We start from the raw sequence: 24,841 nt of genomic DNA, 5'->3' as shown, positions 1-24,841 counted from the left end.
CATGCCTTCACCCGAGGCATGGCGTCCTGACTCCAACTGTTGCTGCGGTCACGCGCCCGCAGCGCATGGAATGCGCATCATGAAAGTGCGAAAGGTGTATCGGACGCCCACTACCGCAAAGGCGGTTGCACGCACATGGGATCGGCACGGCATCGAGCGCCGCCTGGCGATGGTGTCGGCATTCGCCGCCTGCGTCCAACGCAGACCGACGTGCCGCGCATTGCGCGCGTCGCGCAACGCAGGCGCAGCGGCGTGCCGCTCACACGCCCATGTAGCGCCCGGAGCGGTGATTGAACATCAGCACCAGGCTCAGCACCACCGCGCCGATCGCCGAGTACAGCACCTGCTGCGGCGCCAGCACGAAGAACGCGATCAGCATCAGCGCCCCGTCGAAACTCATCTGCACCTTGCCCGCGCTCCAGCCGCGGCTGCGCTGCAGGTAGACCGCCAGGATGCCGACGCCGCCGAGGCTGGCGCGATGGCGGATGAAGAACAGGATCGCCAGCCCGACCAGCGCGCCGCCGACCAGCGCCGAATAAAGCGGCGTCATCGCCGAGTACTGCGCCCAGCGCGGCAGCAGATCGGTCAGCACCCCACAGGCGGCGACCGCGACGAAGGTCTTCAGGGTGAACTCCCAGCCCATGCGCCGCACCGACAGCCAATAGAACGGCAGGTTCACCAGCACGAACATCAGGCCGAAGTTCCAGCCCAGCGCGTAGTGCAGCAGGAACGCCACCCCGGCCATGCCGCCGATCATCAGTCCGCCCTGGGCGAACACCGCCAGGCCCAGCGAGGCCACCAGCGTCGCCAGCAGCATGCCCTGGATGTCTTCGGCCACGCTGTGCCGCAGCGCCTGCGCATCGCGCGCGGTGCCGGCCGAATCCGCTGGCGGCGTCAGCGGCCCGGAAGTGACGACGGTGCCGTCGTCGGGCAAAGGGTCCAGGTCCGGACGCAGATCGGAATCGGGGAGGCTCACGGGAATAGGCAAGACGCGGGGGTGCGGTATTAGACACCAAGCGTGGCGGTGGTTGCAGATGAAACTTCATCCACGGATCGCGACCGCATGCCGGACCGGCGATGCGTCGGCCCCCCCGCGACGCCGGCTCAGCGGGGTGCGGGCAAGTTCACCTGGATCGGTTGCTGCAGCAGCACGTTCACCACCAGCATGAAGATCGCCAGCGAAAAGAACGGTGCGACGATCGCCAGCCACACCCACGTCCACGCGCTGAATCGCTCCTGCGGGCGTTCGCGCAAGCCGCGCGCCCGCTTGAAGCGGACCAGGCGCCGGTTGATCGCGAGCAGCGGCGTCCAGGACAGCAGCGCCAGGAACGACAGTCGGGTCGGCCACGCCGCCAGCAGGCTCAATCCGACATAGGCCAGGGCCGGTCCCCACCAGCCCAGTACGCTGCGGCGGTGCGCGCCGATCAAGCGATCCAGGGCGCGCAAGCAGGCGAAGATCCAGATCAGCGAGAACACCGAGCGCCACACCGGCGAGATGCGCCGGCGCCCGGAGATCAGACGGATCGCCTGCCAGTTGCGATAGAACCAGTACAGCGCATACCAGCCGAACGTGGTCGTGCACAACAGGGCCAGCTTGATGCCCGACGGCGCGAACAGCGTGGCCAGCGGATCGGTCGGGGCGGCATCGGGGGCGGCGTCCGGCAGCGCGGCGGCAGGGACGGCGTAGGGGTTGTCCATTTGCATGCGTGGCACTCGGCCGATGCGTTTGTCGAATCGCGCCGCGTCGACCGCGGTCAGCGAGCGAAGGCGCGGCGCTGCCGCTTGTCCGCGTACATCTCCGCATCGGCGCGTTCGAGAAGTTCCTCCAGCGCCTCCGCGTCCAGATCCCGCCGGTCGCACAGGGCCAGGCCGAAGCTGGCCGACAGCCCGGTCGCGAAGCCGTCGTCCTCGCCGGGATTGGCAAGCGCCCCGCGCAGCGCATCGGTGAGCCCGCGCGCCTTGTCCGGCGTGGTCAGCGGCAGGTACAGCGCGAACTCGTCGCCCCCGCGGCGCCCGAGCAACTGGCCCGGCCGCAGACAGCTCCGGCAGCGCTTGACGAAGGCGCGCAAGGCCGCATCGCCGGCGGCGTGTCCGAACTGGTCGTTGATCGCCTTGAGGTTGTCCATGTCGGCGACGATCACCGCCAACGGACGCGGCTCCTGCGCGGCCAGTTGCAGATCGTTGAGCACCTGTTCCAGGAATCCGGTCCGCGACAGCGCCCCGGTCACGGGATCGCGCACCAGCGCATGGCGCAGCCGCGTGTTGTCGGCGTAGAGCCCGGGGACGGCCAAACCGAAGTAGCTGTTCGCCGCCAGGCTGATCATGGCGAACTGCAGCGCGAGCGCCTGCGCCTCGAGCCGCAGCAGCGGCGTGGCCAGTGCGATCATCAGGCTGAAGGCGGCGATCGCCACCAGCGCCTGCAGCATTCCGTGGGTATGCACGATCCACAACTGGATCACCACCACCACGAACAACGCGAAGACCACCGCCGGCTGTCGCGGCAACGCGGCGGCGAGCCACATCACCACCAGGGTGATGCCGAGCAGCAGCGCGAGCTTGACCAGATAGCCCGCGGCGCTTCCGCTCGGCGCGATCATCCCCGACAAGCGCGGGATGCCGGGCCGCGGTGCGATCCCCAGGGACTCGGCCAGACGCAGCACCGCGAGGATCGCCAGCGGGCCGAGCGCCAGCAGACCGGCGTAGTCGCCGATCGCCCACGGGATCGACTGGGCGAACATGGCCGGCAGATCGATGGCGCCGGTGACGACCAGTCCCGCGCCGCCCAGGCAGGCGGACAGCAGCGAGGCCACCCCGCCGCCCAGGATGAAGTAGGTGACCGCGCGCGGCAGGCTGGTCGAGGACATCCCCTGCCCGACCCGCCGCAGCAGCCAGGCCAGTCCGCCCCAGATGCAGAACTGTTGCGCGGTGAACAGCAGCGCGTACCACAGGACCGCCCGGCCGGGGACGGCCGGATGCTCGGTCGTGCGATAGAAGCTGAGCAGCGTGGCCAGCACGCAGGCGATGGCGATCGCCGGCGCGCCGCGCCAGCCCAGCACCATGAAGGCGGCCAGCGTCACCGCCACCGGCGGGAACCACAGGCTCGCATGCGTCTGATAGCCCAGCACCCGCGCCAACTCGAAGCCCGCCAACCACGCCACCACCAGCACCACCGACAGCATCAGCAGCGCGCCGGGACGGCGCGGCGCCGCGGCGCGCGTGCGGAACGGCGCCTCGGCGTCCCAGCCTGTCATCCATCCGCCTCCGGCCGGCTCCGGACGGTGGCCGAACCGGGGCCGACGAACGCGGTGACCGAACTGTCGTCGCTGCCGCCCACCACCACCGACGCATCGCCGCTCAGCCGGATCGGCCAGCTCATGTTGCCCGCGGCCCAGTTCCATTGCAGCGCGCCATCGCTCGCATCCCACAGGGTGAACCCGCCAGGCGTACCGTCGGGGTGGCCATCGGCCAGCCCCAACCAGCGCCCGCCAGGATCGAACGCCAGGCAGTTGGGCGAGTACTGGCTGGACGCCGTCCACTGCGGCTGGGCCGCGCTGCCGGTATCGGCGAACACGGCGACGATGCCGCCTTGCGGGACGTTGCCGGCGATCGCGACCTTGTCCCCGGCGGCATCGCAGGCCAGCCCGTAGATGGTCTTCGCGCCACCCGGTGCTGCCACGCTCCAGGCCGGCGCGGGCGTGCGCTGGAACGCGGCCACGTCGAAGGCGTACAGCGTGCCGTCGCCGGCGCCGGCATAGGCCCTGCGCCCATCGCCGGACAGCGCCGCGGTATGGGTGTAGGCGCCATTGGGCAACTGCCAGCGCGCCAGCGCCGTCGGTTGTCCGGAGGCGATCGAGAACAGGATGATCTCGCCGTGATAGCTGGCCACCAGCCCGGTGCTGCCGTCGATGGAGAGGCCCGTGGCGACGACGGTGTCGCCGGCAGCGCTCAGCGCGATGTACACAGGCGCGGGGAAGGCTGCGGCGGCGCCGCGGCAGAACAGATAGCCCTGATCGGCACCGGCCAGCAAGGTCAGCCCGCGCCCATCCAGCGACACCATGTTGCCGCGGCCCCCAGTCAGCGGATACGACAGCAGTTCCTCGCCGCCGGGCACCGACCAGGCCCCGATGAAGCCCGCGTACGGATTCTGGCTCCTCCAGCCGCAGCTGGCGACGGTGCTCCCGTTCGCCGCGACATCGACCCAGTACACGCCCTGCCAGCCGTCGAATTCCTTCGCCAGCAGCGGCTTGCCGGTGCGATCCCAGGCGTAGGTGCCGAAGGTCCCGTCCTGGTTGCCGCGCACATCGCTGCGCGTGGCGGCAGGGTCGATGCGTTCGAAGATCTTGCGCTGGGCGACGGGCACCGCGTCCAGCCCGGCGCTCTGCGACGCGCTGCCGTATTCGTGGAAGAAGGTACCGGCGGCGATGACATTGCCATCGCCGGACACCGCCACCGAATTGATGTAGTAGCCGGCATGCGGCTGTGTCGACCAGAGCACCTCAGGCACGTCGTTCACGCGGATCCCCTCCCTTGGGTTGAAGAGTCCTCAACGGACTCCTGCGAGCATTTGGCTGAAAACACGACACCAGCGGAGGACCTGCATATAACCGGTGTCGTGTCGATTCCCTGTCATCTTGCCTGCGCCTGCCCTCCCGACCGCCTGTCGGACGGACCGGCTCAGCGCACCTCGGCGATCTCCACCCCGTCCATGCCCTGCGCCAGGGTCTTGGCGTCGCCGCCCTGGGCGAGCTTGATGCGCAGGCGCACTTCGTTCTGCGAGTCGGCGTGGCGCAGCGCGTCCTCGTAGCTGATCTCGCCGGCCTGGTACAGCTCGAACAGGCTCTGGTCGAAGGTCTTCATGCCCAGGTTGGTGGATTCCTTCATCACGTCCTTGAGCTTGTGGATCTCGCCCTCGCGGATGTAGTCCTGCACCAGCGGGGTGCCGAGCATGATCTCCATCGCCACGCGCCGGCCCTTGCCGTCGGGGGTCGGGATCAACTGCTGCGCGACCACGCCGCGCAGGTTCAGCGACAGGTCCATCAGCAGCTGGCTGCGGCGGTCCTCGGGGAAGAAGTTGATGATGCGGTCCATCGCCTGGTTGGCGTTGTTGGCATGCAGCGTGCACAGCACCAGGTGGCCGGTTTCGGCGAAGGAAATGGCGTGGTCCATGCCTTCGCGGGTGCGCACCTCGCCGATCATGATCACGTCCGGCGCCTGGCGCAGGGTGTTCTTCAGCGCGTTCTCCCAACTGTCGGTGTCGATGCCGACCTCGCGCTGGGTGATGATGCAGCCTTCGTGCTTGTGCACGAACTCGATCGGGTCTTCGATGGTGATGATGTGCCCGGTGGAATTCTGGTTGCGGTAGCCGATCATCGCCGCCAGCGAGGTCGACTTGCCGGTGCCGGTGGCGCCGACGAAGATGATGATGCCGCGCTTGGTCATCGCCAGGGTCTTGATCACCGGCGGCAGATTCAGTTCGTCGACGGTGGGGATGCGCGTCTCGATCCGGCGCAGCACCATGCCCACCTGGTTGCGCTGGTAGAAGCAGCTGACGCGGAAGCGCCCGACCCCGGCCACGCCGATGGCGAAGTTGCACTCGTGGGTCTTCTCGAACTCCTCGCGCTGCGCCGGGGTCATCACGTTCAGCACCAGGTCGCGGCTCTGCTGCGAGGTCAGCGGCGTCTGCGTGATCGGGGTGATCTTGCCGTGCACCTTGATCGCCGGCGGCATGCCCGAGGTGATGAACAGGTCCGACGCCTTCTGGTGCGCCATCAGTTTCAGGAACGAGGTGAAGTCGATGGTGCTCATGGCTTGAACTCCGGGATTTGGGATTGGGGATTAGGGATTCGCAAGAACCGGGCTGGCGAGTTGCCCTGCCAATCCCGAATCCCGAATTACCAATCCCGGCTACTCGAACACACGCTTGTCCTTGGCGTACTCGCGCGCCTGGTTGCGGGTGATCAGACTGCGCTTGACCAGGTCCTGCAGGTGCTGGTCCAGGGTCTGCATGCCGTTCTGCTGGCCGGTCTGGATCGCCGAGTACATCTGCGCCACCTTGTCCTCGCGGATCAGGTTGCGGATCGCCGGGGTGCCGACCATGATCTCCCACGCCGCGGTGCGGCCGCCGCCGACCTTCTTCAGCAGCGCCTGCGAGATCACCGCGCGCAGCGATTCGGACAGCATCGAACGCACCATCGGCTTCTCGCCGGCGGGGAACACGTCGATGATGCGGTCGATGGTTTTGGCCGCCGAGCTGGTGTGCAGGGTGCCGAACACCAGGTGCCCGGTTTCCGCGGCGGTCAGCGCCAGGCGGATGGTTTCCAGGTCGCGCAACTCGCCGACCAGGATGATGTCCGGGTCTTCGCGCAGCGCCGAGCGCAGCGCCTCGTTGAAGCCGTGCGTGTCGCGGTGCACCTCGCGCTGGTTGATCAGGCACTTCTGCGAGGTGTGCACGAATTCGATCGGATCCTCGACGGTGAGGATGTGGCCGTATTCGTTCTTGTTGATGTAGTCGATCATGCCGGCGAGCGTGGTCGACTTGCCCGAGCCGGTCGGGCCGGTGACCAGGATCAGGCCCTGCGGCTGGTCGATCAGCTGGCGGAAGATCGGCGGGCAGCCCAGGTCTTCCAGGGTCAGCACTTCCGAGGGAATGGTGCGGAACACCGCGCCCGCGCCGCGGTTCTGGTTGAACGCGTTGACGCGGAAGCGCGCCAGGCTGGGAATCTCGAACGAGAAGTCGACTTCGAGGAACTCTTCGTAGTCGCGGCGCTGCTTGTCCGACATGATGTCGTACACCAGCGCGTGCACCTGCTTGTGGTCCAGCGCCGGGATGTTGATGCGGCGCACGTCGCCATCGACCCGGATCATCGGCGGCAGGCCGGCGGACAGGTGCAGGTCGGATGCCTTGTTCTTGACCGAGAACGCCAATAGTTCAGCGATATCCATACGCTGCTTTTCCCCTTGGGCTGCGACTGGAAGGATGATTCCCCGGGCGGCAGTATAGCGCCCTTCCCCATTGCCAGAAGCGCCGCCCGTGCCCCTCTCCCCCTTGCAGCAGATCCGCCTGGACATGGACCGCGCCGCGGCCTGCGCACAGCGCCCGCCGGCGTGCCTGCTGGCCGTGTCCAAGACCCAGCCGGCCGCGGCGATCGCGGCCCTGGCCGCGCAGGGACAACGCGCGTTCGGCGAAAACTACGTGCAGGAAGCGGCCGGCAAGATCGCCGAGCTGGCGGGGCTGGAGCTGGAATGGCATCTGATCGGGCACCTGCAGTCGAACAAGGCCGAACAGGCCGCCGTGCTGTTCGACTGGGTGCAGAGCGTGGACCGGATCAAGCTGGTCGCCGCCCTGGCCAACGGCCGCCCGGCGCAGCGGCCGCCGCTGAACGTGTTGATCCAGGTCAACATCGACGACGAGACCAGCAAGCACGGCTGCGCCCCCGGCGTGGTGGACGCGCTGGCCGCGGCGATCGCCGCGCAACCGAGGCTGCGCCTGCGCGGGCTGATGGCGATCCCGGCGCCGTTCCCGGAGGAGGCGCTGCGGCGCGCGGCGTTCCAACGCATGCGCGCCCTTCTCGACGGCCTGCAAGCGCGGTACCCCGGCGCCGACACGCTGTCGATGGGCATGAGCGGCGACTTCGCCGCGGCGATCGCCGACGGCGCGACCATGGTGCGCATCGGCACCGCGCTGTTCGGCAGCCGCGCGCCACGCGCGGCGCCCTGAAACCGCGCAGCGCGGCCAACGCTGTTGCGATGGCAAGCGCGGACGCGCGCTTGTCTACGAAATATTCAAACGCGATTAAGCGACGTCGGAAAGATGTCGTAGGTCAAACAGTTGAAAAACATCGCGTTTCTTCGTGCGCGAACGTCCGCCCGCAGAGCGGGTCAATAACCGTTAAGTCGGTCAAAGTCCTGCCTCGAAAACCTCCGCTTCCATGGCGCCGGCCGCGGGCTTTCCGCGGCCCATCGCCGAATGAGATCGGCTCGTACGAGGTCAACCAAATGGATGCATCGACCAGATTTCTGCTTGCTTCGTGTGTCATCGGCTTGCTGCAGGTCCCCGCCGCCATGGCCGCGCCAATGGCGACTGCGGCGTCGGCAACCGACGAATCGCTGATGACGCCCGCCGAGGTGCGCGCGCACGGCGCCTGGCGCGACACCATGGCGCACCTGCCGGCGCCGGCCGAAGGCTGCTTCCACGCCACCTACCCCAGCACCGACTGGCAAGCGGACACCTGCAAGACCCTGACCCGGCATGTCCATCCCATCCCGCACCGCGTGCACTGGGGCGCCACCGAAACCACCGGCAACGGCTACGACTACGCGTTGCAGTCCAGCACCCTGATCAGCAAGACCGTGGGCAGCTTTCCGCAGGTCAGCGGGGTCACCTCGGAAACCGGCGTCGGCGTCTCCGCCTTCGGCGGCGGCGGCATTCTCGGCCCCAACGAATACTCGCTGCAGATCAACTCCAACTACGACGGCACCACCAGCGTGTGCAACGGACACTCCGGCTGCACCGTGTGGCAGCAGTTCGTCTACGCCACCGACTACGAGACCCAGGGCGAGGCGGCGGTGTTCATCCAGTACTGGCTGATCGGCTACGGCTCCAGCTGCCCCAGCGGCTGGCTCAGCGACGGCGGCACCGACTGCTACCGCAACAGCAATGCGGTCAGCGCCCCCGACGTGCCGGCGACGCAGCTGGCCAACGTCAAGCTGACCGGCTCGGCGACCGCCAACGGCAACGACAGCATCACCTTCACCAACGGCAGCACCGCCTACAGCATCAGCGCCAAGGACAGCGTGGTGAAACTGGCGACGGTGTGGAAGTCGTCCGAGTTCAATGTGGTGGGCAATGCCGGCGGTTCGCGCGCGAACTTCAATTCCGGTTCGTCGATCACGGTCAAGGTGGCGGCGACCAACGGCTCCACCGCCGCGCCGACCTGCGCCGCCAATGCCGGCACCACCGGCGAGACCAACAATCTGAACCTGGGCAGCTGCACCGCGTCGGGCGGCACCACGCCCTCGATCGCCTTCACCGAGGCCAACTGAGCCACCCCGCGCTGGCGATGCGGCCTGTCGCCAGCGCGGGCCACCGGAACGGCAGCAGCGGCCGCTCGCCGCGCCGGCCAGCGGCCGACAGGCTGTCCGCCGGCATTGCAGCCGCTACCATAGGCGCACTCGCGTCCTCGGTGCCTCGCCATGCCTCCTGCCCATTCCAGCGCCGACATCGCCTTCATCGGCGGCGGCAACATGGCCCGCAGCCTGATCGCCGGACTGGTCCGGCAGGGCATCGCGCCGGACACCATCCGCGTCGCCGAGCCGGTGCCGGCGCTGCGCGAGGCGCTGGCCGCCGACTACGCCGTGCACGCGGTCGCCGAGGCGGCCGAAGCGGCCGACGGCGCGCCGCTGTGGGTGTTCGCAGTCAAGCCGCAGGTGCTGCGCAGCGTCTGCAACGAACTGGCCACGCTGGCCCAGGCGCAGCGGCCGCTGCTGCTGTCCATCGCCGCCGGGATCACCGCACGGCAGATCGACCGCTGGCTGGGCGGCGCGCACGCGGTGGTGCGGGCGATGCCGAACACGCCGGCGCTGCTCGGCGCCGGCGTCACCGGGCTGTTCGCCAACGCGCAGGCCAGCGCCGCGCACAAGCGCCAGGCCGAACAGTTGCTGGCCGCCGCCGGCGTCACCGTCTGGGTCGAGGACGAGGCGCTGATCGATGCGGTCACCGCGGTCTCCGGCAGCGGCCCGGCCTATGTGTTCCTGCTCGCCGAAGCGATGGAAGCGGCCGCCATCGCGCAAGGCCTGCCGGCCGCGGCGGCGCGCACGCTGGTGCTGCAGACCGTGCTCGGCGCGGCGCGCATGCTCACCGAATCCGGCGAGGCGCCGAGCGAACTGCGGCGCCGGGTGACCTCGCCCAACGGCACCACCCAGGCCGCGATCGAGACCTTCCAGGCCGGCGGCTTCGAGGCGCTGACCGCCACCGCCATCGCCGCCGCCGCCGCCCGCGGCCGCGCCTTGTCCGCCGCCAACGACTGACCCGGAGCCGCCATGCGCCGCCTGCCTGCCACCGCGCTGTTGTGCCTGACCCTGGCCGCCTGCTCGGCGCAGGACGCGCCGCGCCCCGCCACGCTGGTCGCGGCCACGCCCGCACAGGCCGACCTGGGTGCGCTGCGGGTGCACTACAACGCGCTGCCGACGCTGGCGATGAGCGACAGCGTGGCGCGCCGCTACGGCATCGTGCGCGCCGCCGACACCGCCCTGGTGATGATCGCGCTGCGCCGCGTGCACGGCAGCGAAGAACTGCCGGCCACGGGCGAGGTGCGTGCCGTGGCCGCCGACCTGAGCGGCCGCCGGCAACCCATCGCCTTGCGCGAAGCGGTCACCGACGCCTACACCGACTATGTCGGCACGGTGCGCACCAGCGAGCACGACCAGCTGAATTTCGTGGTGGACGTGCGCAGCGCCGACGGCGCCGGCACGGTGCGCTTCAGCCGCAGCTTCTAGCGCGTTTTCGGGTCAGGCGCCGCCGCTCGCAGCGCCGGGCGGGAGCGGCAACGGAATCGGGTTCGGCACCGGCGCGCCGCGTTCGAAGGCGCTGATGTTGTCCAGCGTCGCGGCCATGATCTGGCCGATCGCCTCTTCGGTGAAGAACGCCTGGTGGCCGGTGACGATGACGTTCGGGAACGACACCAGGCGCTGGATCACGTCGTCGGTGATGACCGTGGCCGACAGGTCGTGGAAGAACAGGTCCGCTTCCTGCTCGTAGACATCGATCGCCAGGCCGCTCAGCCGTGCCGATTTCAGTGCGGCGATGACCGCTTCGGTATCGACCAGGCCGCCGCGGCTGGTGTTGACCAGCAGCGCGCCGCGCTTGATCCGCTGCAGCGCGGCCGCGTCGATCAGGTGCTGGGTCTGCGGCGTCAGCGGGCAGTGCAGCGAGACCACGTCGCTCTGCGCCAGCAGGGTCGGCAGGTCCGCATAGGTGCCGCCCTGGGCCAGGAACTCGGCATGCGGGAACGGATCGAAGCCGAGGATGCGGCAGCCGAAGCCGGCCATGATGCGGCCGAAGATGCGGCCGATCTTGCCGGTGCCGACCACGCCGACGGTGCGCCCGTGCAGGTCGAAGCCCATCAGCCCGTCCAGCTCGAAGTTGCCGTCGCGGGTGCGCTGGCTGGCGCGGGCGATGCGCCGGTTGACCGCGATCAGCAGCCCCACCGCGAACTCGGCCACCGAGTACGGCGAATAGTCGCTGACCCGCGCGGTGGCGATGCCGTGGCGCTGCGCGGCCAGCGCGTCGACATGGTTGAAGCCGGTGGAGCGGGTGGTGACCAGGCCCACGCCCAGCGTGGCCAGCAGCGCGAGCACGGCATCGTCGACCCGGTCGTTGACGAACACGCAGACCGCGCCGCAGCCGGCCGCCAACGGCACCGTCGCCGAGCTCAGCGCGTCCTGCACGAACACCAGGTCGTGGCCATGCGCGGCATTGGCCTGCGCCAGCAACTTCATGTCGTAGCGTCGCGCGCTGTAGACCACCACTTTCATCGCACCGCTCCGCTGGTTACGCAGCGCCCAGCATCGGCGTGGCTCACGGCGCTGTCCAGCGCTGCGCGCCTTCGCCCTGCGCGCCCAATGCATCGGCGGGGTTGCTCAAGCGGCAGCGGCGCAGCGACAGGCAGCCGCAGCCGATGCAATCGGTGAGCTGGTGGCGCAGTTGGGTCAGCTGCAGGATGCGTGCGTCCAGCTCCTGGCGCCAGGCCGCCGACATCCGCGCCCACTCCGCGCGCGTGGGCGTGCGCGCATCGGGCAGCTGCGCGAACGCGGCCTTGATGCTGTCCAGCGGCACGCCGACGCGCTGCGCGACGCGGATCACCGCCAGCCGGCGCAGCACGTCGCGCGCATAGCGGCGCTGGTTGCCGGCGGTGCGCAGGCTATGGATCAGGCCCTTCTTCTCGTAGAAATGCAGCGCGGACACCGCCACGCCGCTGCGTTCGGCCACCTGCCCCACGCTCAGCTCCTCATGCATCGCTTGACCTCGAGTCCGGTTGAGGTTGCATGCTGCGCGTCCGCTCCCCGCCGCGCAAGCGGCCGCTGCCGGCCCGCTTGCCCCGCACAAGGCTTTTCGATGAACCACGCCACGTCTTCCAGCAACGAATCCCAAGGCGCCGCGCCGGCGCTGCCGGACGTCACCGCACCCGCAGCGCCTGCCGCCGATTCGGTGCTGGCACCGCGCTATCGCGCGACCACGCTGGGCATGGTCGCGCTGGTCTCGCTGATCGCCTTCGAAGCGCTGGCGGTGGCCACCGCGATGCCGACCGTGGCGCGCGAGCTGGACGGCCTGCGGCTGTATGCGCTGGCGTTCGGCGGCACCCTGGCCACCAGCGCGATCGGCATGACCGTGGCCGGGCGCTGGAGCGATCTGCGCGGTCCGGCGGCACCGCTGTGGGCCGGCCTGCTGTGCTTCGTGTGCGGCCTGCTGCTGGCCGGCTTCGCGCTGTCGATGCCGATGCTGCTGGCCGGGCGGCTGGTGCAGGGCGTGGGCGCCGGCGCGATCTCGGTGGCGCTGTACGTCCTGGTCGCACGGCTGTATCCGCAGGCGCTGCGGCCGCGCATCTTCGCCGCGTTCTCCGCCGGCTGGGTGGTGCCGTCGCTGATCGGGCCGAGCATCAGCGGGCTGATCGTCGAACACGTCGGCTGGCGCTGGGTGTTCCTGGCGGTGCCGCTGCTGGCATTGCCCTCGGCGGCGCTGCTGCAGCCGGCATTGCGCAGCCTGCCGCGCGTGGCCGCAACGGCGCGTTCCAGTGCGGCGCCGTTGCTGTGGTCGATCGGCGCTGCGGCCGGGATCTGCCTGCTGTATCTGGGCGGCCAGCAGCGCGGCGCCTGGGCGGCGGCCACGGTGCTGCCGGCGCTGGCGCTGCTGCTGGCCTGCGCGTGGCGGCTGCTGCCGCGCGGCACCCTGCGCGCGGCACGCGGGCTGCCCAGCGTGATCGCGCTGCGCGGCATCGCCGGATCGGCGTTCTTCGGCTGCGAGGCGTTCCTGCCGCTGTTGCTGTCGCGCGAACGCGGCCTGTCGCCGACCTGGGCCGGGGTGGCCTTGAGCGTGGGCGCGCTGGGCTGGTTCGCCGGCTCCTGGTACCAGGGCCACTACGGCCGCGACGGCACCCGCCTGCGCCGGCTGCGCGTGGGCTGCGCACTGATGACGCTGGGCGTGGCGATCACCGCGCTGGCGCTGTGGCCGGCGCTGCCCGCGGCGGTCGCGATCGGCGGCTGGGCCGCCACCGGCCTGGGCATGGGCCTGATCTATCCGACCCTGTCGGTGCTGACCCTCACCCTGTCGCCGCCGGCGCAGCAGGGCGCGAACAGTTCGGCGCTGCAGTTGAGCGAGGCGATCGCGGTGGCGACCACGCTGGCGGTAGGCGGCTCGCTGTTCGCGGCGCTGCTGACCCGGTCGGTGGCCGCCGCGTACCTGTCCACCTTCGCGGTGGCCGCGCTGCTGGCGCTGCTCGGCGTGGGCATCGCCGGCCGCACCCAGGCGGTGCCGGCGCGCTGAGCCCGCGTGGGCGCGGCTACTGGCGCTGCGCCCAGGCCTGCACGATCGCCGCGATCGCGCGCACGCCGTCGGTCAATGCCGCCGGTCCCGGCTGCAGGATCAGCGGCGACTTGATCTCGAACAGCTGGCCGTCGCGCACCGCCGGGATCGCCGCCCAGCCCGGCCGTGCGGCCACGCGCTCGGGGCGGAAGCGCTTGCCACACCACGAGCCGAGGATGATGTCCGGCGCGCGCCACACCACTTCGTCGCCGTTGGCCAGAATCCTCGCCTTGGCCAGCGGTTCCACCGACAGCTCCGGAAACACGTCGTCGCCGCCGGCGATGCGCACCAGTTCGGCGACCCAGCGGATGCCGGTGATGATCGGCTCGTCCCATTCCTCGAAATACACTTTCGGCCGCCGCGGCAGCGCCGCCGCCTGTGCCGCGACCGTGTCCAGCCCGCGCTGCAGCTCGTTGGCGTAGGCCGCGGCACGCGCGCCGACGCCGACCAGCGCGCCGAGCCGGCGGATGTAGTCGAGGATGCCGTCAACGCTGCGGTGGTTGGCGATCCACACCTCCACCCCGTTGCGCACCAGTTCGGCGGCGATCTCGGCCTGGATGTCGGAAAAGCCGATCGCCAGATCCGGCTGCAGCTTGAGGATCTCGCCGATCTTGGCGCTGGTGAAGGCGCTGACCTTGGGCTTGTCGCGGCGCGCCTGCGGCGGACGCACGGTGAAACCGCTGATGCCGACGATGCGCGCCTGTTCGCCGAGCGCGTACAGCGTCTCGGTGGGTTCCTCGGTCAGGCAGACGATGCGCTGCGGACCCACGTCAGTCCTCGACCGGCATGCGGAAATACACCACGCGCTCGGTTTCCTCGAACCCGCAGGCACGGTGCGCGGCCTGCGCCGCGGCGTCGTCGATCAGCGCATCGGAGGCCAGCTCGCTGCAACCCTGCGCGCGGGTCCACTCGCGCACCTCGCGCAGCAGCGCGCGGCCAATGCCGTGGCCGCGCCACGCCGGCGCCACGTACCAGCCTTCCAGAAACCCCACCGGCGAACTGTCGGTGCCATTGACGTAGTCCTGGCGCAGGGTGACGTCGGCGAAGCCGATCGCCTGGCCATCGCCGGCGAAGGCCAGGAAATTGGCCGCGTCCTCGCGCTGCAGCGCTTCGGCCACGCCGCCGAAGGCATCGCGCTCGTCCGGCCACAGCGCCATCCGCAGCGCCGCCCAGGCGCGCAGGTCGGCGGCAGCGGCGGCGCGGATCGAGAACCGCTCGGTCACGGGAACAGCATCCGCTTGGACCAGTGGCCGGCGGCGTCGGCGGCGTAGTGCCAGCGCTCGTGCAGGCGGTACTTGCCGCCGTACCAGAACTCGAAGCTGCGCGGCACCACGCGGAACCCGCCCCACCCGTCCGGGCGCGGCACCTCGCGGCCTTCGAAGCTGGCCTCGGCCTTGGCCACGCGCTGCTCGAACTCCTCGCGCGACTGCAAGGTGCGCGACTGCGCCGACGCCCACGCGCCGATCTGGCTCATGCGCGGACGCGAGGCGAAATACGCATCGGCCTCGGCCGCGGCGACCAGTTGCACCTCGCCATCGATGCGCACCTGCACACCGTCCTCGCGCATGCGCCGCCACAGGAACAGCAGCGAGGCCTGCGGGTTGGCCTGCAGCTCGCGGCCCTTCTGGCTGTCCAGATGGGTGTAGAACACGAAACCGCGCGCGTCGTAGGACTTCAACAGCACCACCCGCGAGGACGGACGCGCCTCCAGCGTGGCCGAGGCGACGACCATGGCGTTGTATTCGGCCTCGTCGCTGGTCCGCGCCTCCGCGAACAGGTCGGCGAACGTGGACAGGGCTTCGGCGTAGAGATCGGGCATGGCGGCAAGGCACTCGGCGGACGATGCCCCATTGTCGCGCCATGCACGGCGCGACGCACGCGGCAGCGCGGGGCTGCCATGGCGCCGGTCCTACCGGCCCGGACCGCGTGCCGCGATCGGCTGCGCGCTCGCCAGCCTTTGCTGCGGCCCGCAGTACCGTGCGCGCCGTGCGCAGGGCCGCGTGGGCACGAGGCACCGCGACCGGCGCGCTGGCCGTCCCAGCTGACTGGCCGCCAACGCCGCGCAACGCGCAGAGGCGCCGGCCAGCGCCGCGCGACGCGCTCGTGCCGCAAGCGCACCGGCACGCGCTCGGCGCAACGCATGCAAGCAGCGCGACCGGCCTGCGCACGCGGCGCGTCTGCTAGCATCGGCGGATGAATCCCGCCCCCAATCTCGTGCTGGTCGGCCCGATGGGAGCCGGCAAGAGCGTCATCGGCCGCCGCCTGGCCGAGCGCTTCAGCCTTGCCTTCGTCGATAGCGACCAGGCCATCGTCGAACGCACCGGCGCGAGCATCGCCTCGCTGTTCGAGCATGCCGGCGAAGCCGGTTTCCGCGAGCACGAGCGCACCGTGTTGGAAAGCGTGCTCAGCACCCCCGGCCACCTCATTTCCACCGGCGGCGGCGCCGTGCTCGACGCCGACAGCCGCCGCGAGATGCGCGAGCACGGCTTCGTGGTCTACCTGCGGGTCAGCGTGGCCTCGCAGCTGCAGCGACTGCAACGCGACCGCAGCCGCCCGCTGCTGCAGCGCGGCGACCGCGAACGGGTGCTGCACGAGCTGCACGCGGTGCGCGAGCCGCTGTACCGCGAAGTCGCCGACCTGATCCTGGACACCGACCACCTCAATCCCGCCGAAGCCACCGCGCAGCTGGTCGTGCGCCTGGCCGCGTCGTGGAAACTTCCGGACCCCATTGCATGACTGTCTCCCAACGCAGCGTCGCGGTCGAAGGCGACCCGGCCTACACCATCCGCATCGGCCCCGGCCTGCTCGACGACGGCGCGCTTGTGGCCGAGCACGTGCGCGGCCGCCATGTGCTGCTGCTCAGCGACAGCAACGTCGCCCCGCTGTACGCGGCGCAGGTCCGCCAGGCCTTGCTGGCCGCGCGCCCGCAGTTGCAGATCGGCGCCTTCACGATCCCCGCCGGCGAGGCCTCCAAGACCCTGGACAATTTCGGCGCGGCGATCGCCGCGCTGGCCGAGCTCGGCGCCACCCGCGACGCCTGCGTGCTGGCGCTGGGCGGCGGCGTAGTCGGCGATCTGGCCGGCTTCGCCGCCGCGTGCTGGATGCGCGGGGTCGACTGCGTGCAGCTGCCGACCACGCTGCTGGCGATGGTCGATTCGTCGGTCGGCGGCAAGACCGCGGTGGACATCGCCCAGGGCAAGAACCTGGTCGGCGCTTTCCATCCGCCGCGCGCGGTGCTGGCCGACACCGCCACCCTGCGCAGCCTGCCGCCGCGCGAACTGCGCGCCGGCCTGGCCGAGGTGATCAAGTACGGCGCGATCCGCGACCCGCTGTTCTTCGAATGGCTGCATGCCGAACGCCACGCGCTGCTGGGCGCCGAGCCCGCCGCGCTGGCGCAGGCGATCGCGCGCAGCTGCGAGCACAAGGCCGAGATCGTGGCCCGCGACCCGCTGGAGAAGGGCGAGCGCGCCCTGCTCAACCTCGGCCACACCTTCGGCCACGCGATCGAGACCGAACAGGGCTACGGCGCGCCCGGCAACGCCAACCTCAACCACGGCGAAGCGGTGGCGGTGGGCATGGTGCTGGCGGCCGAACTGTCGGCGCAGCTGGGCATGGCCACGCCGCAGGACACCGAACGGCTGCGCGCGCTGCTGGCCGACTACGGCCTGCCCACCGCGCTGCCGGCCGGACTGGCGCCGCAGGCGCTGCTGGCGCGGATGCGGCTGGACAAGAAGAACATCGCCGGGCGCCTGCGGCTGGTGCTGTGGCGCGGCATCGGCCGGGCCGAGGTGGTGCCGGACGTGGACGAGGCGGCGGTGCTGGCGGTGCTGGACGCCGCCGTGCGCGCCGCGGCATAGCGCACCCCGCCGCGCCGCGGCATCCATCCGCCCTCGGCGGCGGGCGCGCCGCAAGTCCCTGTGGGAGCGATGTCAGTCGCGACGAGCGAAGTGGTGGGTCTCAGTCTCACCACATCGGACCTCCCACAGCGCCCCCAGCCGGAACCAGCATGCGCGCGTCCCCTGCACGGCGCCCGGGCGCAGGCCCGCGCCAAGACGCGCGCGCCCCGGACGTCGCGCGTCGTCCATGGTTCAGCGCGCCGGCAAATGCGCATATCGCGCCGGCCGCCTGCCGCCGCGGCCGCCCGCCGACCGCGGACCGCGGACCGGACGCCCTGCCGGCTTCCCCACCCGTCCCATAACGCGCGGCCGGCGCCGACGCCGCGGCGACCCGCGATGGGTACAATCGGCCCATGCGCGTCTTCCTACAGCAACGCCCCGGCGGCAACGAGCCGCCCCGCTACATCCAGCTGACCCTGCAACCGGACCTGTTCGGCAGTTGGGAGCTGTTGCGCGAGAGCGGCCAGATCGGCGGCCGCGCGCAGCTCAAGCGCGAGCAATACCTGCTGCAGGACGAGGCCCACGCCGCCTTCGAGAAAGCCCGCGATGCGCAAATCAAGCGCGGCTTCCAGGTCATGTTCACTCGCGGCGCCGACGCCCCGCGCTAAGGAAACCCCCATGCTCAAGAACGACCGTCTGCTGCGCGCCCTGCGCCGCGAGCCCGTGGACCAGACCCCCGTGTGGCTGATGCGCCAGGCCGGGCGCTACCTGCCCGAGTACCGCGCCACCCGTGCCCGCGCCGGCAGCTTCCTGGCGATGGCCAAGACCCCGGAACTGGCCTGCGAAGTGACCCTGCAGCCGCTGGCGCGGTTCCCGCTGGACGCGGCGATCCTGTTCTCCGACATCCTCACCATCCCCGATGCGATGGGCCTGGAGCTGTATTTCGTCGAGGGCGAAGGCCCGAAGTTCAAGCACCCGGTGCGCGACGCGGCGGCGATCGCCCGGCTCGGCGTGCCGGACATGGAGACCGAACTGCGCTACGTGATGGACGCGGTGCGGGTGATCCGCCGCGAGCTGGACGGCAGCGTGCCGCTGATCGGCTTCTCCGGCAGCCCATGGACGCTGGCCTGCTACATGGTCGAGGGCGGCGGCAGCGACAACTACGCGCGGATCAAGGCGCTGGCCTTGAACGAACCAGCGGCGCTGCACCAGTTGCTGTCGGTCAACACCGACGCGGTGATCGCCTACCTGGCGGCGCAGCGCGCGGCCGGCGCGCAGGCGCTGCAGGTATTCGACACCTGGGGCGGCGTGCTCAGCCCGGCGATGTACCGCGAGTTCTCGCTGCCCTACCTGCAGCGCATCGCCCGCGAACTGCCGCGCGGCGACGGCGCCGAGCGCACCCCGCTGATCCTGTTCGGCAAGGGCAACGCGCCGTATCTGGAAGAGCTGGCCGCGTCCGGCGCCGAAGGCCTGGGCGTGGACTGGACCATCGATATGGCCGATGCCGCGCGCCGCACCGGCGGCCGCGTCGCGTTGCAGGGCAACCTGGATCCGGCGACGCTGTACGGCTCGCCGGCGGCGATCGAACGCGAGGTGCAGCGCGTGCTGCGCAGCTATGCCGACGGCAACGGCTCGGCGGAAGGCCATGTGTTCAACCTCGGCCACGGGCTGTCGCCGGACATGCAGCCCGAGCACGTCGGCGCGCTGGTCGCCGCGGTGCAGCGGCACAGCCGCCGCGGAGAGGCATAGCGCCGCGCGCCGAGCCGTCGCATCCGCTGGGCGCCTTGCGTCCCTCGGATGCGGGGAGCGGCGCAACACGCACTTCCAACATCTTGCAGTCGGGACTGAAGTCCCTCCCACAGAACCCAGCCGGCCCGCCGCAAGCTCCCTGTAGGAGCGGCTTCAGCCGCGACGAACGAAGTGGTGAAGCCGACGACTGCGAGCATCTGTCGGGGCTGAAGCCCCTCCTACAGTGCACCCAGCCAACTTGCCGCAAGCTCACTGTAGGAGCGACTCCAGCCGCGACGAACGAAGCGGCGGACCCAACGGCTGCGAACAGCTTCGGCACCGAAGCCCCGCACAGACACGCCGCGCGACGCGCCTCGCTCCGCCGTCGCAGCAGGGCCGCCGTGCTCGCCATGCGCCACAACCGCCCGCTGCTGCACGACGCCGCGACGCGATCTGCGCGATCCTATGCATCCCTCGCGTTGCCGTGCGTGCCGATGTCCGCGCCCTCCCCCGATCCGATCTCCGTTCCGAACTACCGCAGTTTCCGGCCGCTGCTGTGGCTGGTGTCGCTGGCCATCTTCATGCAGATGCTGGACGCGACCATCGTCAACACCGCGCTGCCGGCGATGGCGCGCAGCCTGGGCGAGAGCCCGCTGCAGATGCAGTCGGTGGTGTTCAGCTATGCGCTGGCGGTGGCGATGTTCATCCCCGCCTCGGGCTGGATCGCCGACCGCTACGGCACGCGCCGCACCTTCCTTGCCGCGATCGTGCTGTTCACCCTCGGCTCGCTGCTGTGCGCGGCGGCGCCGCGCCTGCCCTACCTGGTCGCCGCGCGCGTGCTGCAAGGCATCGGCGGGGCGATGCTGCTGCCGGTCGGGCGCCTGGCGGTGATGCGCTCGGTGTCGCGCGAGCAGTTCCTGAGCGCGATGAGCTTCATCGCGATCCCGGCGCTGATCGGGCCGCTGGTCGGGCCGACCCTCGGCGGCTGGCTGGTGCAGGTGGCGTCGTGGCATTGGGTGTTCCTGATCAACCTGCCGATCGGCGCGATCGGCTTCGCCGCGGCGCTGAAGGTGATGCCCGATTTCCACGGCGAGCAGCGCACCCGCTTCGACCTGATCGGCTACGCGATGCTGGCCTTCGGCATGATCGCGCTGTCGCTGGCGCTGGACGGGATTTCCGAACTGGGCCTGCGCCATGCGTTCGTGATGTTGCTGGCCATCGCCGGCCTGGCCGCGCTGATCGGCTACTGGCTGCATGCGGTCAACGCGCCGGCGGCGCTGTTCCCGCTGCACCTGTTCAAGGTGGTCAGCTTCCGCATCGGCATCCTCGGCAATCTGTTCGCGCGCGTGGGCAGCGGCAGCATGCCGTTCCTGATCCCGCTGCTGCTGCAGGTCGGCCTGGGCATGAGTCCGATGCGCGCGGGCCTGATGATGATCCCGGTGGCGCTGGCCGGCATGGCCGCCAAGCGCGCGGCGGTGAAACTGGTGGAGAACTACGGCTATCGCCGGGTGCTGATGAGCAACACGGTGCTGGTCGGCGTCGCGATGGCCAGCTTCATGCTGTTCGACGCCGGCCAGCCGCTGGGCTGGCGGCTGCTGCAGCTGGCGCTGTTCGGCGCGGTCAATTCGTTGCAGTTCACGGTCATGAACACGGTCACGCTGCGCGACCTGGACCGCGACCAGGCCAGCGCCGGCAACAGCCTGCTGTCGATGGTGATGATGCTGGCCACCGGCTTCGGCGCCGCCGCCGCCGGCAGCCTGCTGGCCGCCTTCAACGACCACCTCGGCGACAGCCACGGCGCCACCACCGCGCTGCACGCGACCTTCGTCTGCGTCGGCGCGATCACCCTGACCTCGACCCTGATCTTCTGGCAGCTGCCGGATACGCGGCCGCATCCGGACAAGGTGGAAGAAGTGGCTGAGTAGCTGAGTGGCCGGGATTGGGGATTCGGGATTGGGGATTCGCAAAAGCGAATTGCCACCACTGCCGCTCTTGCGAATCCCCAATCCCGAATCCCTAATCCCGGCCTCCGAGCACTGCCTCGATCGCCTCGGCCAGCATGTCTCCCGTCACCGGCTTGCGCAGGAAGCCGTCGAAGCCGGCCGCGCGGGCCTGTGGTTCGGCGTCGGCGTCGGCGCGGGCGGTGACCGCGATCAGCGGCATCTCGTAACCGAACACGCGCAGTTGCCGCGCCAGCGCCAGGCCGTCCAGGCCGGGCAGGTCCAGGTCCAGCAAGGCCACGTCGAAGCGGTTGCCGGCCGCTTCGGTCAGCGCTGCCAGGGCATGCGCGGCATGGGTGATGTGGTGCCCGCGCGCGCTGAGCAGGCCGCTGACAACTTCGGCGACGGTAGGGTCGTCCTCGACCAGCAGGATGCGCAGCGGCTGCGTCGCCGCCAGGGCCTCGCGCTCGCCGCGCGTCGCGGGATGCAGCGCGTCCGGGGTCCACGGCAACGGCAGGTCGACGATGAAACGGGTGCCGACGCCGAGCTTGCTGTGCAGCTCCACGCGGCCGCCCATCGCCACCGCCAGTTCCTGGCAGATCGCCAGGCCCAGGCCGCTGCCGCCGTAACGGGCGGCGGTGCGCGGGCCGTCGGCCTGTTCGAAGCGCTGGAACAGCCGCGCCTGCTGCTCGGCGTTGATGCCAGGACCGGTGTCGGCGACCTCGAAACGCACGCCTTGGCGCTCGTGCAGCGGCGCCACGCGCAGGGTCACGCCGCCGTGGTCGGTGAACTTGATCGCGTTGTTGAGCAGGTTCAGCAGGATCTGCCGCACCCGGGTCGCATCGCCGCTGGCGGTCACCGCCGCGGGCATCGCGTTGTCCAGGGCGAAGGCCAGGCCGCGGCTGTGCGCCATCGGCGCCATCATCGCCTCCAGTTCGGCGATCAGCTGGATCAGGTCGAACGGCTGCTGGTCCAGCTCCAGGCGGCCGGCCTCGATCCGCGCCAGGTCCAGCGCATCGTTGACCAGACGCAACAGGTGCGCGCCGGCACGGCGGATCGAGTCGGTATAGCCGCGCTGTTTGGGATCCAGGGGCGTGGCCAGCAACAGTTCGCTCATGCCGAGCACGCCGGTCATCGGCGTGCGCACCTCGTGGCCGAGCGTGGCCAGGAAGCGGGTCTTGGCCAGCGAGGCCTGCTCGGCCAGCTCCTGCTTGTGCAGGGCCAGTTGCCAGGCGTTGCGCCGGCGCAGGCGCCGCCGGTACAGGTAGGACGCCAGCCACAGCGCCAGCAGCGCCAGCAAGGCCAGCCCGGCCATGCCCCAGGGGCTGCGCCACCACGGCGGCAGCACGCGGAAGCGCAGCGTGGTGACCTTCGACCACACTTTGTCAGCGGTGCGCGCCTGCATTTCCAGGGTGTAGTGGCCCGACGGCAGGCGCGAGAACAGGCGCTCGCCGCTGGCGCCGACGTCGACCCAGTCCGGGTCGTAGCCGCTGAGCCGGAACCGGTAGGTGTTGGCGTCGGTGTCGGAGAACGACAGCAGGCGCGCGACCACATGCAGGTCGCGGTCGCCTTCCTGCAGCGCGATGCTGCCGGCATGCAGCAGATCCAGCGCGCGCTCGCCGCGGCGCACGCCGATGCGTTCGATCACCAGCGGCGGCTGCCGCCGCGACGGCACCACCTGCGCCGGCTCGAACAGCACCACCCCGTCCGGGGTGCCGCCGAGGATCTGCCCGCTGCGCGCCTGGATCAGGGTCTGGGCGCGGAATTCCTGGTTGGGCAGGCCGTCGTGCACGCTGTAGGAGCGGATCGCCTTGCTCGCCGGGTCGACCCGGATCAGGCCGCGCACGCTGCTCAGCCAGGCCACGCCGCTGGCGTCGACCACGATGCCGTTCGGCGCCAGCGACGGAAACTCTTGCTCGGCGTCGATGCGGTCGAGCAGACTCAGCCGCTCGCCGTCCCACAGATAGCGTTCCAGGCGCCCGAGGCTGGCCAGCCACACCACGTTGCCGTCGGTGAGGGTGAAGGCGCTCAGCGGCCGCGTCGGCGCACCCGGCACCGGCGCGAAGCGCTCGCTGGTCGCATCCCAGGCCAGCACGCCGTGCTGGCCGAGCACCCAGGGTTGGCCCAGCGGGCCGGGCCGGGCATCGTCCACGGTCAGCTCCGCCGGCAGCCCGTCGGCGCCTGGGGCGATGTTGCGCAGCACGTGTCCGTCCAGATCGCGGACCTGCGCACCGCCGACCTCGCCGAACAGCCACAGGCGGCCGTCGCCGCTGAGCATCGCCCGATCGACGTCACCGGGCATCGGCGCATCGGCGCCGTCCTGCTTGCCCCAGCGCCGCACCTCGCCGCTGACCGGGTCGTAGCGCAGCACTCCGGCCAACGCCGACGCCCATACCCGACCCTGGCCGTCCTCGACCAGCGTGCGCGACCAATCGCGCCCGAACAGCGCCATGATGTGGTGGCGCACCGTACCGGTAGCCGGATCCAGCTTGTCCAGCACGCCGCGCGTCCCTGCCAGCCACACCCCGCCATCGCGCGAGGCGGCGGTCGCGATGACGTAGGGATTGCCCATCGAGTCCGGATCGTCCACCCGGTACGACAGCACCGAGAACTGCCGCCAATTGGCCGGCAGGTACCACAGGCCGGCGTTGAAGCTGGCGAACCACAAATCGCCTTCGCGGTCTTCGAACGCCAGCGACCAATTGGGCTTGACCAAGCCGTGCGCGGAGTTGCTGTACAGCGGCACGTTGTGGATCTGCCCGGCTTCGCTCTCGCGGCCCAGGCCGTCCAAGGTGTCGAACCAGCGATTGCCGTGGCGGTCGTGGACCAGCATCCCCAGCACGCTCTCGCTCGGCATGTTGCTCCAGTACGGGGCCACCACGCTGCCGTCGGCGCGCAGCAGGCGCGCACCGCCCTGGCTGGCCACCCACAGCGTGCCGTCGCGCTCGGGGGTCAGGCCCAGCACCTCGGGCCGCGGCAGCGCCGAGGCCGGCAGCCGTTCGAAGTCGTGTCCGGTCCAGCGCGCCACGCCGCCGCGCGTCCCCACCCACAGCGTGCCGTCGGGCGTGGTCGCCAGGGAGATCACCGCCGGCGACGGCAGGCTGCGCTCGTCGCCCGGCATCGGCATGTAGCGATTCAGCGTGCCATCCGCCCGCAGCCGGTCCAGGCCGCCGTTGGCGGTGCCGAACCAGATGCTGCCGTCGGGCGTGGAGGCGATCGCCCAGACCGTGCCGCCGCCGATCTGCGGATAGTTGCTGCGGTCGTAGTAGCGGAACGTGCGCCGGTCCGCCGAGAGCATGCCCATGCCGGCGTTCTGGGTGCCGAACCAGACCCGGTTCTGCGCATCGACGTGCACGGTCCAGATCTTGTTGTCGCGCAGCCCGTCCTCGACCCGCCAGATGCGGTAGCCGCGCCCGTCGAACCGGGCCAGGCCGTCGCTGCTGGCCAGCCACAAATAGCCGAGCTGGTCTTCGGCGAAGCCGTTGATGCTGTTGGACGGCAAACCGTCGGCCACGGTCAGCTGGCGCGGCTGCGGCGTCGGCGGCACCGCCGCGGCGACCGCCGTCGACCACAGCAGCAGTAGCCATCCCAAGATCCGTCTCGACCGCATCCTCGTCCCCTTGTGCATGGGCGCCGTGTCCCCCGATGCCCGCTGCCATCGTCGGCGATAAGCGCCGCCGCTGGCAACAGACGGACGCTGGGCGCGGGACCCGGGACTCGAAGCGTCATGGGCGCGGGACCCGGGACTCGAAGCGTCACAG

At 70.6% G+C, this 24,841-nt stretch carries 22 protein-coding genes; 10 read left to right on the top strand and 12 right to left on the bottom strand.

Annotated elements, in window-relative coordinates:
* Positions 1 to 259 precede the first annotated feature (259 nt).
* The 6 genes from H9658_RS19145 to H9658_RS19120 all read right to left on the bottom strand — a co-directional run bounded on the left by H9658_RS19145 (position 260) and on the right by H9658_RS19120 (position 6,942).
* Positions 260 to 934, bottom strand: a complete 675-nt coding sequence (locus H9658_RS19145) for a YitT family protein (protein WP_218848197.1) — start codon at positions 932 to 934, stop codon at positions 260 to 262.
* 170 nt (positions 935 to 1,104) lie between these two features.
* The gene (locus tag H9658_RS19140) at positions 1,105 to 1,704 is read right to left on the bottom strand and encodes an MFS transporter permease (protein ID WP_191826575.1); all 600 of its coding nucleotides are present in this window, start codon (positions 1,702 to 1,704) and stop codon (positions 1,105 to 1,107) included.
* 50 nt (positions 1,705 to 1,754) lie between these two features.
* Positions 1,755 to 3,251 (bottom strand): GGDEF domain-containing protein, encoded by a 1,497-nt coding sequence (locus tag H9658_RS19135; RefSeq protein ID WP_191826574.1) that lies wholly within the window; start codon positions 3,249 to 3,251, stop codon positions 1,755 to 1,757.
* Positions 3,248 to 4,513 (bottom strand): WD40 repeat domain-containing protein, encoded by a 1,266-nt coding sequence (locus H9658_RS23215; RefSeq protein ID WP_191826573.1) that lies wholly within the window; start codon positions 4,511 to 4,513, stop codon positions 3,248 to 3,250. The genes H9658_RS19135 and H9658_RS23215 overlap by 4 nt, the downstream gene beginning before the upstream one ends.
* Positions 4,514 to 4,674: 161 nt before the next feature.
* The gene (locus H9658_RS19125; RefSeq protein ID WP_179566286.1) at positions 4,675 to 5,805 is read right to left on the bottom strand and encodes a PilT/PilU family type 4a pilus ATPase; all 1,131 of its coding nucleotides are present in this window, start codon (positions 5,803 to 5,805) and stop codon (positions 4,675 to 4,677) included.
* Positions 5,806 to 5,904: 99 nt separating this feature from the next.
* Complete coding sequence (locus H9658_RS19120; RefSeq protein WP_104557606.1) at positions 5,905 to 6,942, bottom strand: type IV pilus twitching motility protein PilT; 1,038 nt, start codon at positions 6,940 to 6,942, stop codon at positions 5,905 to 5,907.
* Positions 6,943 to 7,030: 88 nt separating this feature from the next.
* Here H9658_RS19120 and H9658_RS19115 point away from each other — a divergent pair, with 88 nt between their 5' ends.
* The 4 genes from H9658_RS19115 (at position 7,031) to H9658_RS19100 (ending at position 10,494) form a co-directional block, all read left to right on the top strand.
* On the top strand, positions 7,031 to 7,717 hold the full coding sequence (locus H9658_RS19115) for a YggS family pyridoxal phosphate-dependent enzyme (RefSeq protein WP_191826572.1): 687 nt from the start codon (positions 7,031 to 7,033) through the stop codon (positions 7,715 to 7,717).
* Positions 7,718 to 7,995: 278 nt separating this feature from the next.
* Positions 7,996 to 9,042 (top strand): hypothetical protein, encoded by a 1,047-nt coding sequence (locus H9658_RS19110; RefSeq protein ID WP_191826571.1) that lies wholly within the window; start codon positions 7,996 to 7,998, stop codon positions 9,040 to 9,042.
* 150 nt (positions 9,043 to 9,192) lie between these two features.
* On the top strand, positions 9,193 to 10,026 hold the full coding sequence (gene proC, locus H9658_RS19105; RefSeq protein ID WP_179566292.1) for a pyrroline-5-carboxylate reductase: 834 nt from the start codon (positions 9,193 to 9,195) through the stop codon (positions 10,024 to 10,026).
* Between the two features lie 12 nt (positions 10,027 to 10,038).
* A complete protein-coding gene (locus H9658_RS19100; protein ID WP_191826570.1) occupies positions 10,039 to 10,494 on the top strand; it encodes a DUF4426 domain-containing protein in 456 nt (151 codons plus the stop codon).
* Between the two features lie 12 nt (positions 10,495 to 10,506).
* Here the strand turns inward: H9658_RS19100 and H9658_RS19095 are convergent, their stop codons facing one another.
* A complete protein-coding gene (locus H9658_RS19095; protein WP_191826569.1) occupies positions 10,507 to 11,532 on the bottom strand; it encodes a 2-hydroxyacid dehydrogenase in 1,026 nt (341 codons plus the stop codon).
* Positions 11,533 to 11,575: 43 nt separating this feature from the next.
* A complete protein-coding gene (gene soxR, locus H9658_RS19090) occupies positions 11,576 to 12,013 on the bottom strand; it encodes a redox-sensitive transcriptional activator SoxR (protein ID WP_179566298.1) in 438 nt (145 codons plus the stop codon).
* Positions 12,014 to 12,112: 99 nt separating this feature from the next.
* Between soxR and H9658_RS19085 the strand changes: the two genes are divergently transcribed.
* Positions 12,113 to 13,537 carry an MFS transporter gene (locus tag H9658_RS19085; protein WP_191826568.1) on the top strand — a complete coding sequence of 475 codons (1,425 nt, stop codon included), beginning with the start codon at positions 12,113 to 12,115 and terminating at the stop codon, positions 13,535 to 13,537.
* 16 nt (positions 13,538 to 13,553) lie between these two features.
* Here the strand turns inward: H9658_RS19085 and H9658_RS19080 are convergent, their stop codons facing one another.
* The 3 genes from H9658_RS19080 to pdxH are packed head-to-tail and all read right to left on the bottom strand — an operon-like array spanning position 13,554 to position 15,395.
* Positions 13,554 to 14,345: a cobalamin-binding protein gene (locus H9658_RS19080; RefSeq protein WP_191826567.1), complete on the bottom strand. Its 792-nt coding sequence runs from the start codon at positions 14,343 to 14,345 to the stop codon at positions 13,554 to 13,556.
* Between the two features lies 1 nt (position 14,346).
* Positions 14,347 to 14,799 carry an aminoglycoside 6'-N-acetyltransferase gene (gene aac(6') / locus H9658_RS19075; RefSeq protein ID WP_179566304.1) on the bottom strand — a complete coding sequence of 151 codons (453 nt, stop codon included), beginning with the start codon at positions 14,797 to 14,799 and terminating at the stop codon, positions 14,347 to 14,349.
* Positions 14,796 to 15,395, bottom strand: a complete 600-nt coding sequence (gene pdxH, locus H9658_RS19070) for a pyridoxamine 5'-phosphate oxidase (RefSeq protein ID WP_179566305.1) — start codon at positions 15,393 to 15,395, stop codon at positions 14,796 to 14,798. Before pdxH ends, aac(6') begins: the two co-directional genes overlap by 4 nt.
* A gap of 374 nt (positions 15,396 to 15,769) precedes the next feature.
* On the opposite strand from pdxH, the gene H9658_RS19065 reads away from it, so the two are divergent.
* The 5 genes from H9658_RS19065 to mdtD all read left to right on the top strand — a co-directional run bounded on the left by H9658_RS19065 (position 15,770) and on the right by mdtD (position 21,065).
* A complete protein-coding gene (locus tag H9658_RS19065; protein WP_179566306.1) occupies positions 15,770 to 16,312 on the top strand; it encodes a shikimate kinase in 543 nt (180 codons plus the stop codon).
* Positions 16,309 to 17,433 (top strand): 3-dehydroquinate synthase, encoded by a 1,125-nt coding sequence (gene aroB / locus H9658_RS19060; RefSeq protein ID WP_191826566.1) that lies wholly within the window; start codon positions 16,309 to 16,311, stop codon positions 17,431 to 17,433. Before H9658_RS19065 ends, aroB begins: the two co-directional genes overlap by 4 nt.
* A 392-nt stretch (positions 17,434 to 17,825) precedes the next feature.
* Positions 17,826 to 18,080: a WGR domain-containing protein gene (locus tag H9658_RS19055; RefSeq protein WP_179566308.1), complete on the top strand. Its 255-nt coding sequence runs from the start codon at positions 17,826 to 17,828 to the stop codon at positions 18,078 to 18,080.
* Positions 18,081 to 18,090: 10 nt separating this feature from the next.
* On the top strand, positions 18,091 to 19,161 hold the full coding sequence (gene hemE / locus H9658_RS19050; RefSeq protein ID WP_191826565.1) for a uroporphyrinogen decarboxylase: 1,071 nt from the start codon (positions 18,091 to 18,093) through the stop codon (positions 19,159 to 19,161).
* A gap of 473 nt (positions 19,162 to 19,634) precedes the next feature.
* Complete coding sequence (gene mdtD / locus H9658_RS19045; protein WP_191826564.1) at positions 19,635 to 21,065, top strand: multidrug transporter subunit MdtD; 1,431 nt, start codon at positions 19,635 to 19,637, stop codon at positions 21,063 to 21,065.
* Between the two features lie 91 nt (positions 21,066 to 21,156).
* Here mdtD and H9658_RS19040 read toward each other — a convergent pair whose 3' ends face one another.
* Positions 21,157 to 24,690, bottom strand: coding sequence for a hybrid sensor histidine kinase/response regulator (locus H9658_RS19040; RefSeq protein ID WP_406848145.1), 3,534 nt, complete (start codon positions 24,688 to 24,690; stop codon positions 21,157 to 21,159).
* Positions 24,691 to 24,841 lie beyond the last annotated feature (151 nt).

Source organism: Xanthomonas bonasiae (assembly GCF_014836395.1).
Classification (GTDB): Bacteria; Pseudomonadota; Gammaproteobacteria; order Xanthomonadales; family Xanthomonadaceae; genus Xanthomonas_A; species Xanthomonas_A bonasiae.
This window is presented reverse-complemented; position numbering and strand designations above follow the sequence as displayed.

Bases quoted from the DNA above. Each gene is read 5' to 3' on its own strand.
- mdtD (WP_191826564.1), top strand. From the start codon at position 19,635: ATGTCCGCGCCCTCCCCCGATCCGATCTCCGTTCCGAACTACCGCAGT.
- H9658_RS19065 (WP_179566306.1), top strand. From the start codon at position 15,770: ATGAATCCCGCCCCCAATCTCGTGCTGGTCGGCCCGATGGGAGCCGGC.
- soxR (WP_179566298.1), bottom strand. From the start codon at position 12,013: ATGCATGAGGAGCTGAGCGTGGGGCAGGTGGCCGAACGCAGCGGCGTG.
- H9658_RS19040 (WP_406848145.1), bottom strand. From the start codon at position 24,690: ATGCGGTCGAGACGGATCTTGGGATGGCTACTGCTGCTGTGGTCGACG.
- H9658_RS19100 (WP_191826570.1), top strand. From the start codon at position 10,039: ATGCGCCGCCTGCCTGCCACCGCGCTGTTGTGCCTGACCCTGGCCGCC.
- aroB (WP_191826566.1), top strand. From the start codon at position 16,309: ATGACTGTCTCCCAACGCAGCGTCGCGGTCGAAGGCGACCCGGCCTAC.
- H9658_RS19125 (WP_179566286.1), bottom strand. From the start codon at position 5,805: ATGAGCACCATCGACTTCACCTCGTTCCTGAAACTGATGGCGCACCAG.
- H9658_RS19110 (WP_191826571.1), top strand. From the start codon at position 7,996: ATGGATGCATCGACCAGATTTCTGCTTGCTTCGTGTGTCATCGGCTTG.
- H9658_RS19055 (WP_179566308.1), top strand. From the start codon at position 17,826: ATGCGCGTCTTCCTACAGCAACGCCCCGGCGGCAACGAGCCGCCCCGC.
- H9658_RS19135 (WP_191826574.1), bottom strand. From the start codon at position 3,251: ATGACAGGCTGGGACGCCGAGGCGCCGTTCCGCACGCGCGCCGCGGCG.
- H9658_RS19085 (WP_191826568.1), top strand. From the start codon at position 12,113: ATGAACCACGCCACGTCTTCCAGCAACGAATCCCAAGGCGCCGCGCCG.
- hemE (WP_191826565.1), top strand. From the start codon at position 18,091: ATGCTCAAGAACGACCGTCTGCTGCGCGCCCTGCGCCGCGAGCCCGTG.
- proC (WP_179566292.1), top strand. From the start codon at position 9,193: ATGCCTCCTGCCCATTCCAGCGCCGACATCGCCTTCATCGGCGGCGGC.
- H9658_RS19095 (WP_191826569.1), bottom strand. From the start codon at position 11,532: ATGAAAGTGGTGGTCTACAGCGCGCGACGCTACGACATGAAGTTGCTG.
- pdxH (WP_179566305.1), bottom strand. From the start codon at position 15,395: ATGCCCGATCTCTACGCCGAAGCCCTGTCCACGTTCGCCGACCTGTTC.
- H9658_RS19140 (WP_191826575.1), bottom strand. From the start codon at position 1,704: ATGCAAATGGACAACCCCTACGCCGTCCCTGCCGCCGCGCTGCCGGAC.
- H9658_RS19120 (WP_104557606.1), bottom strand. From the start codon at position 6,942: ATGGATATCGCTGAACTATTGGCGTTCTCGGTCAAGAACAAGGCATCC.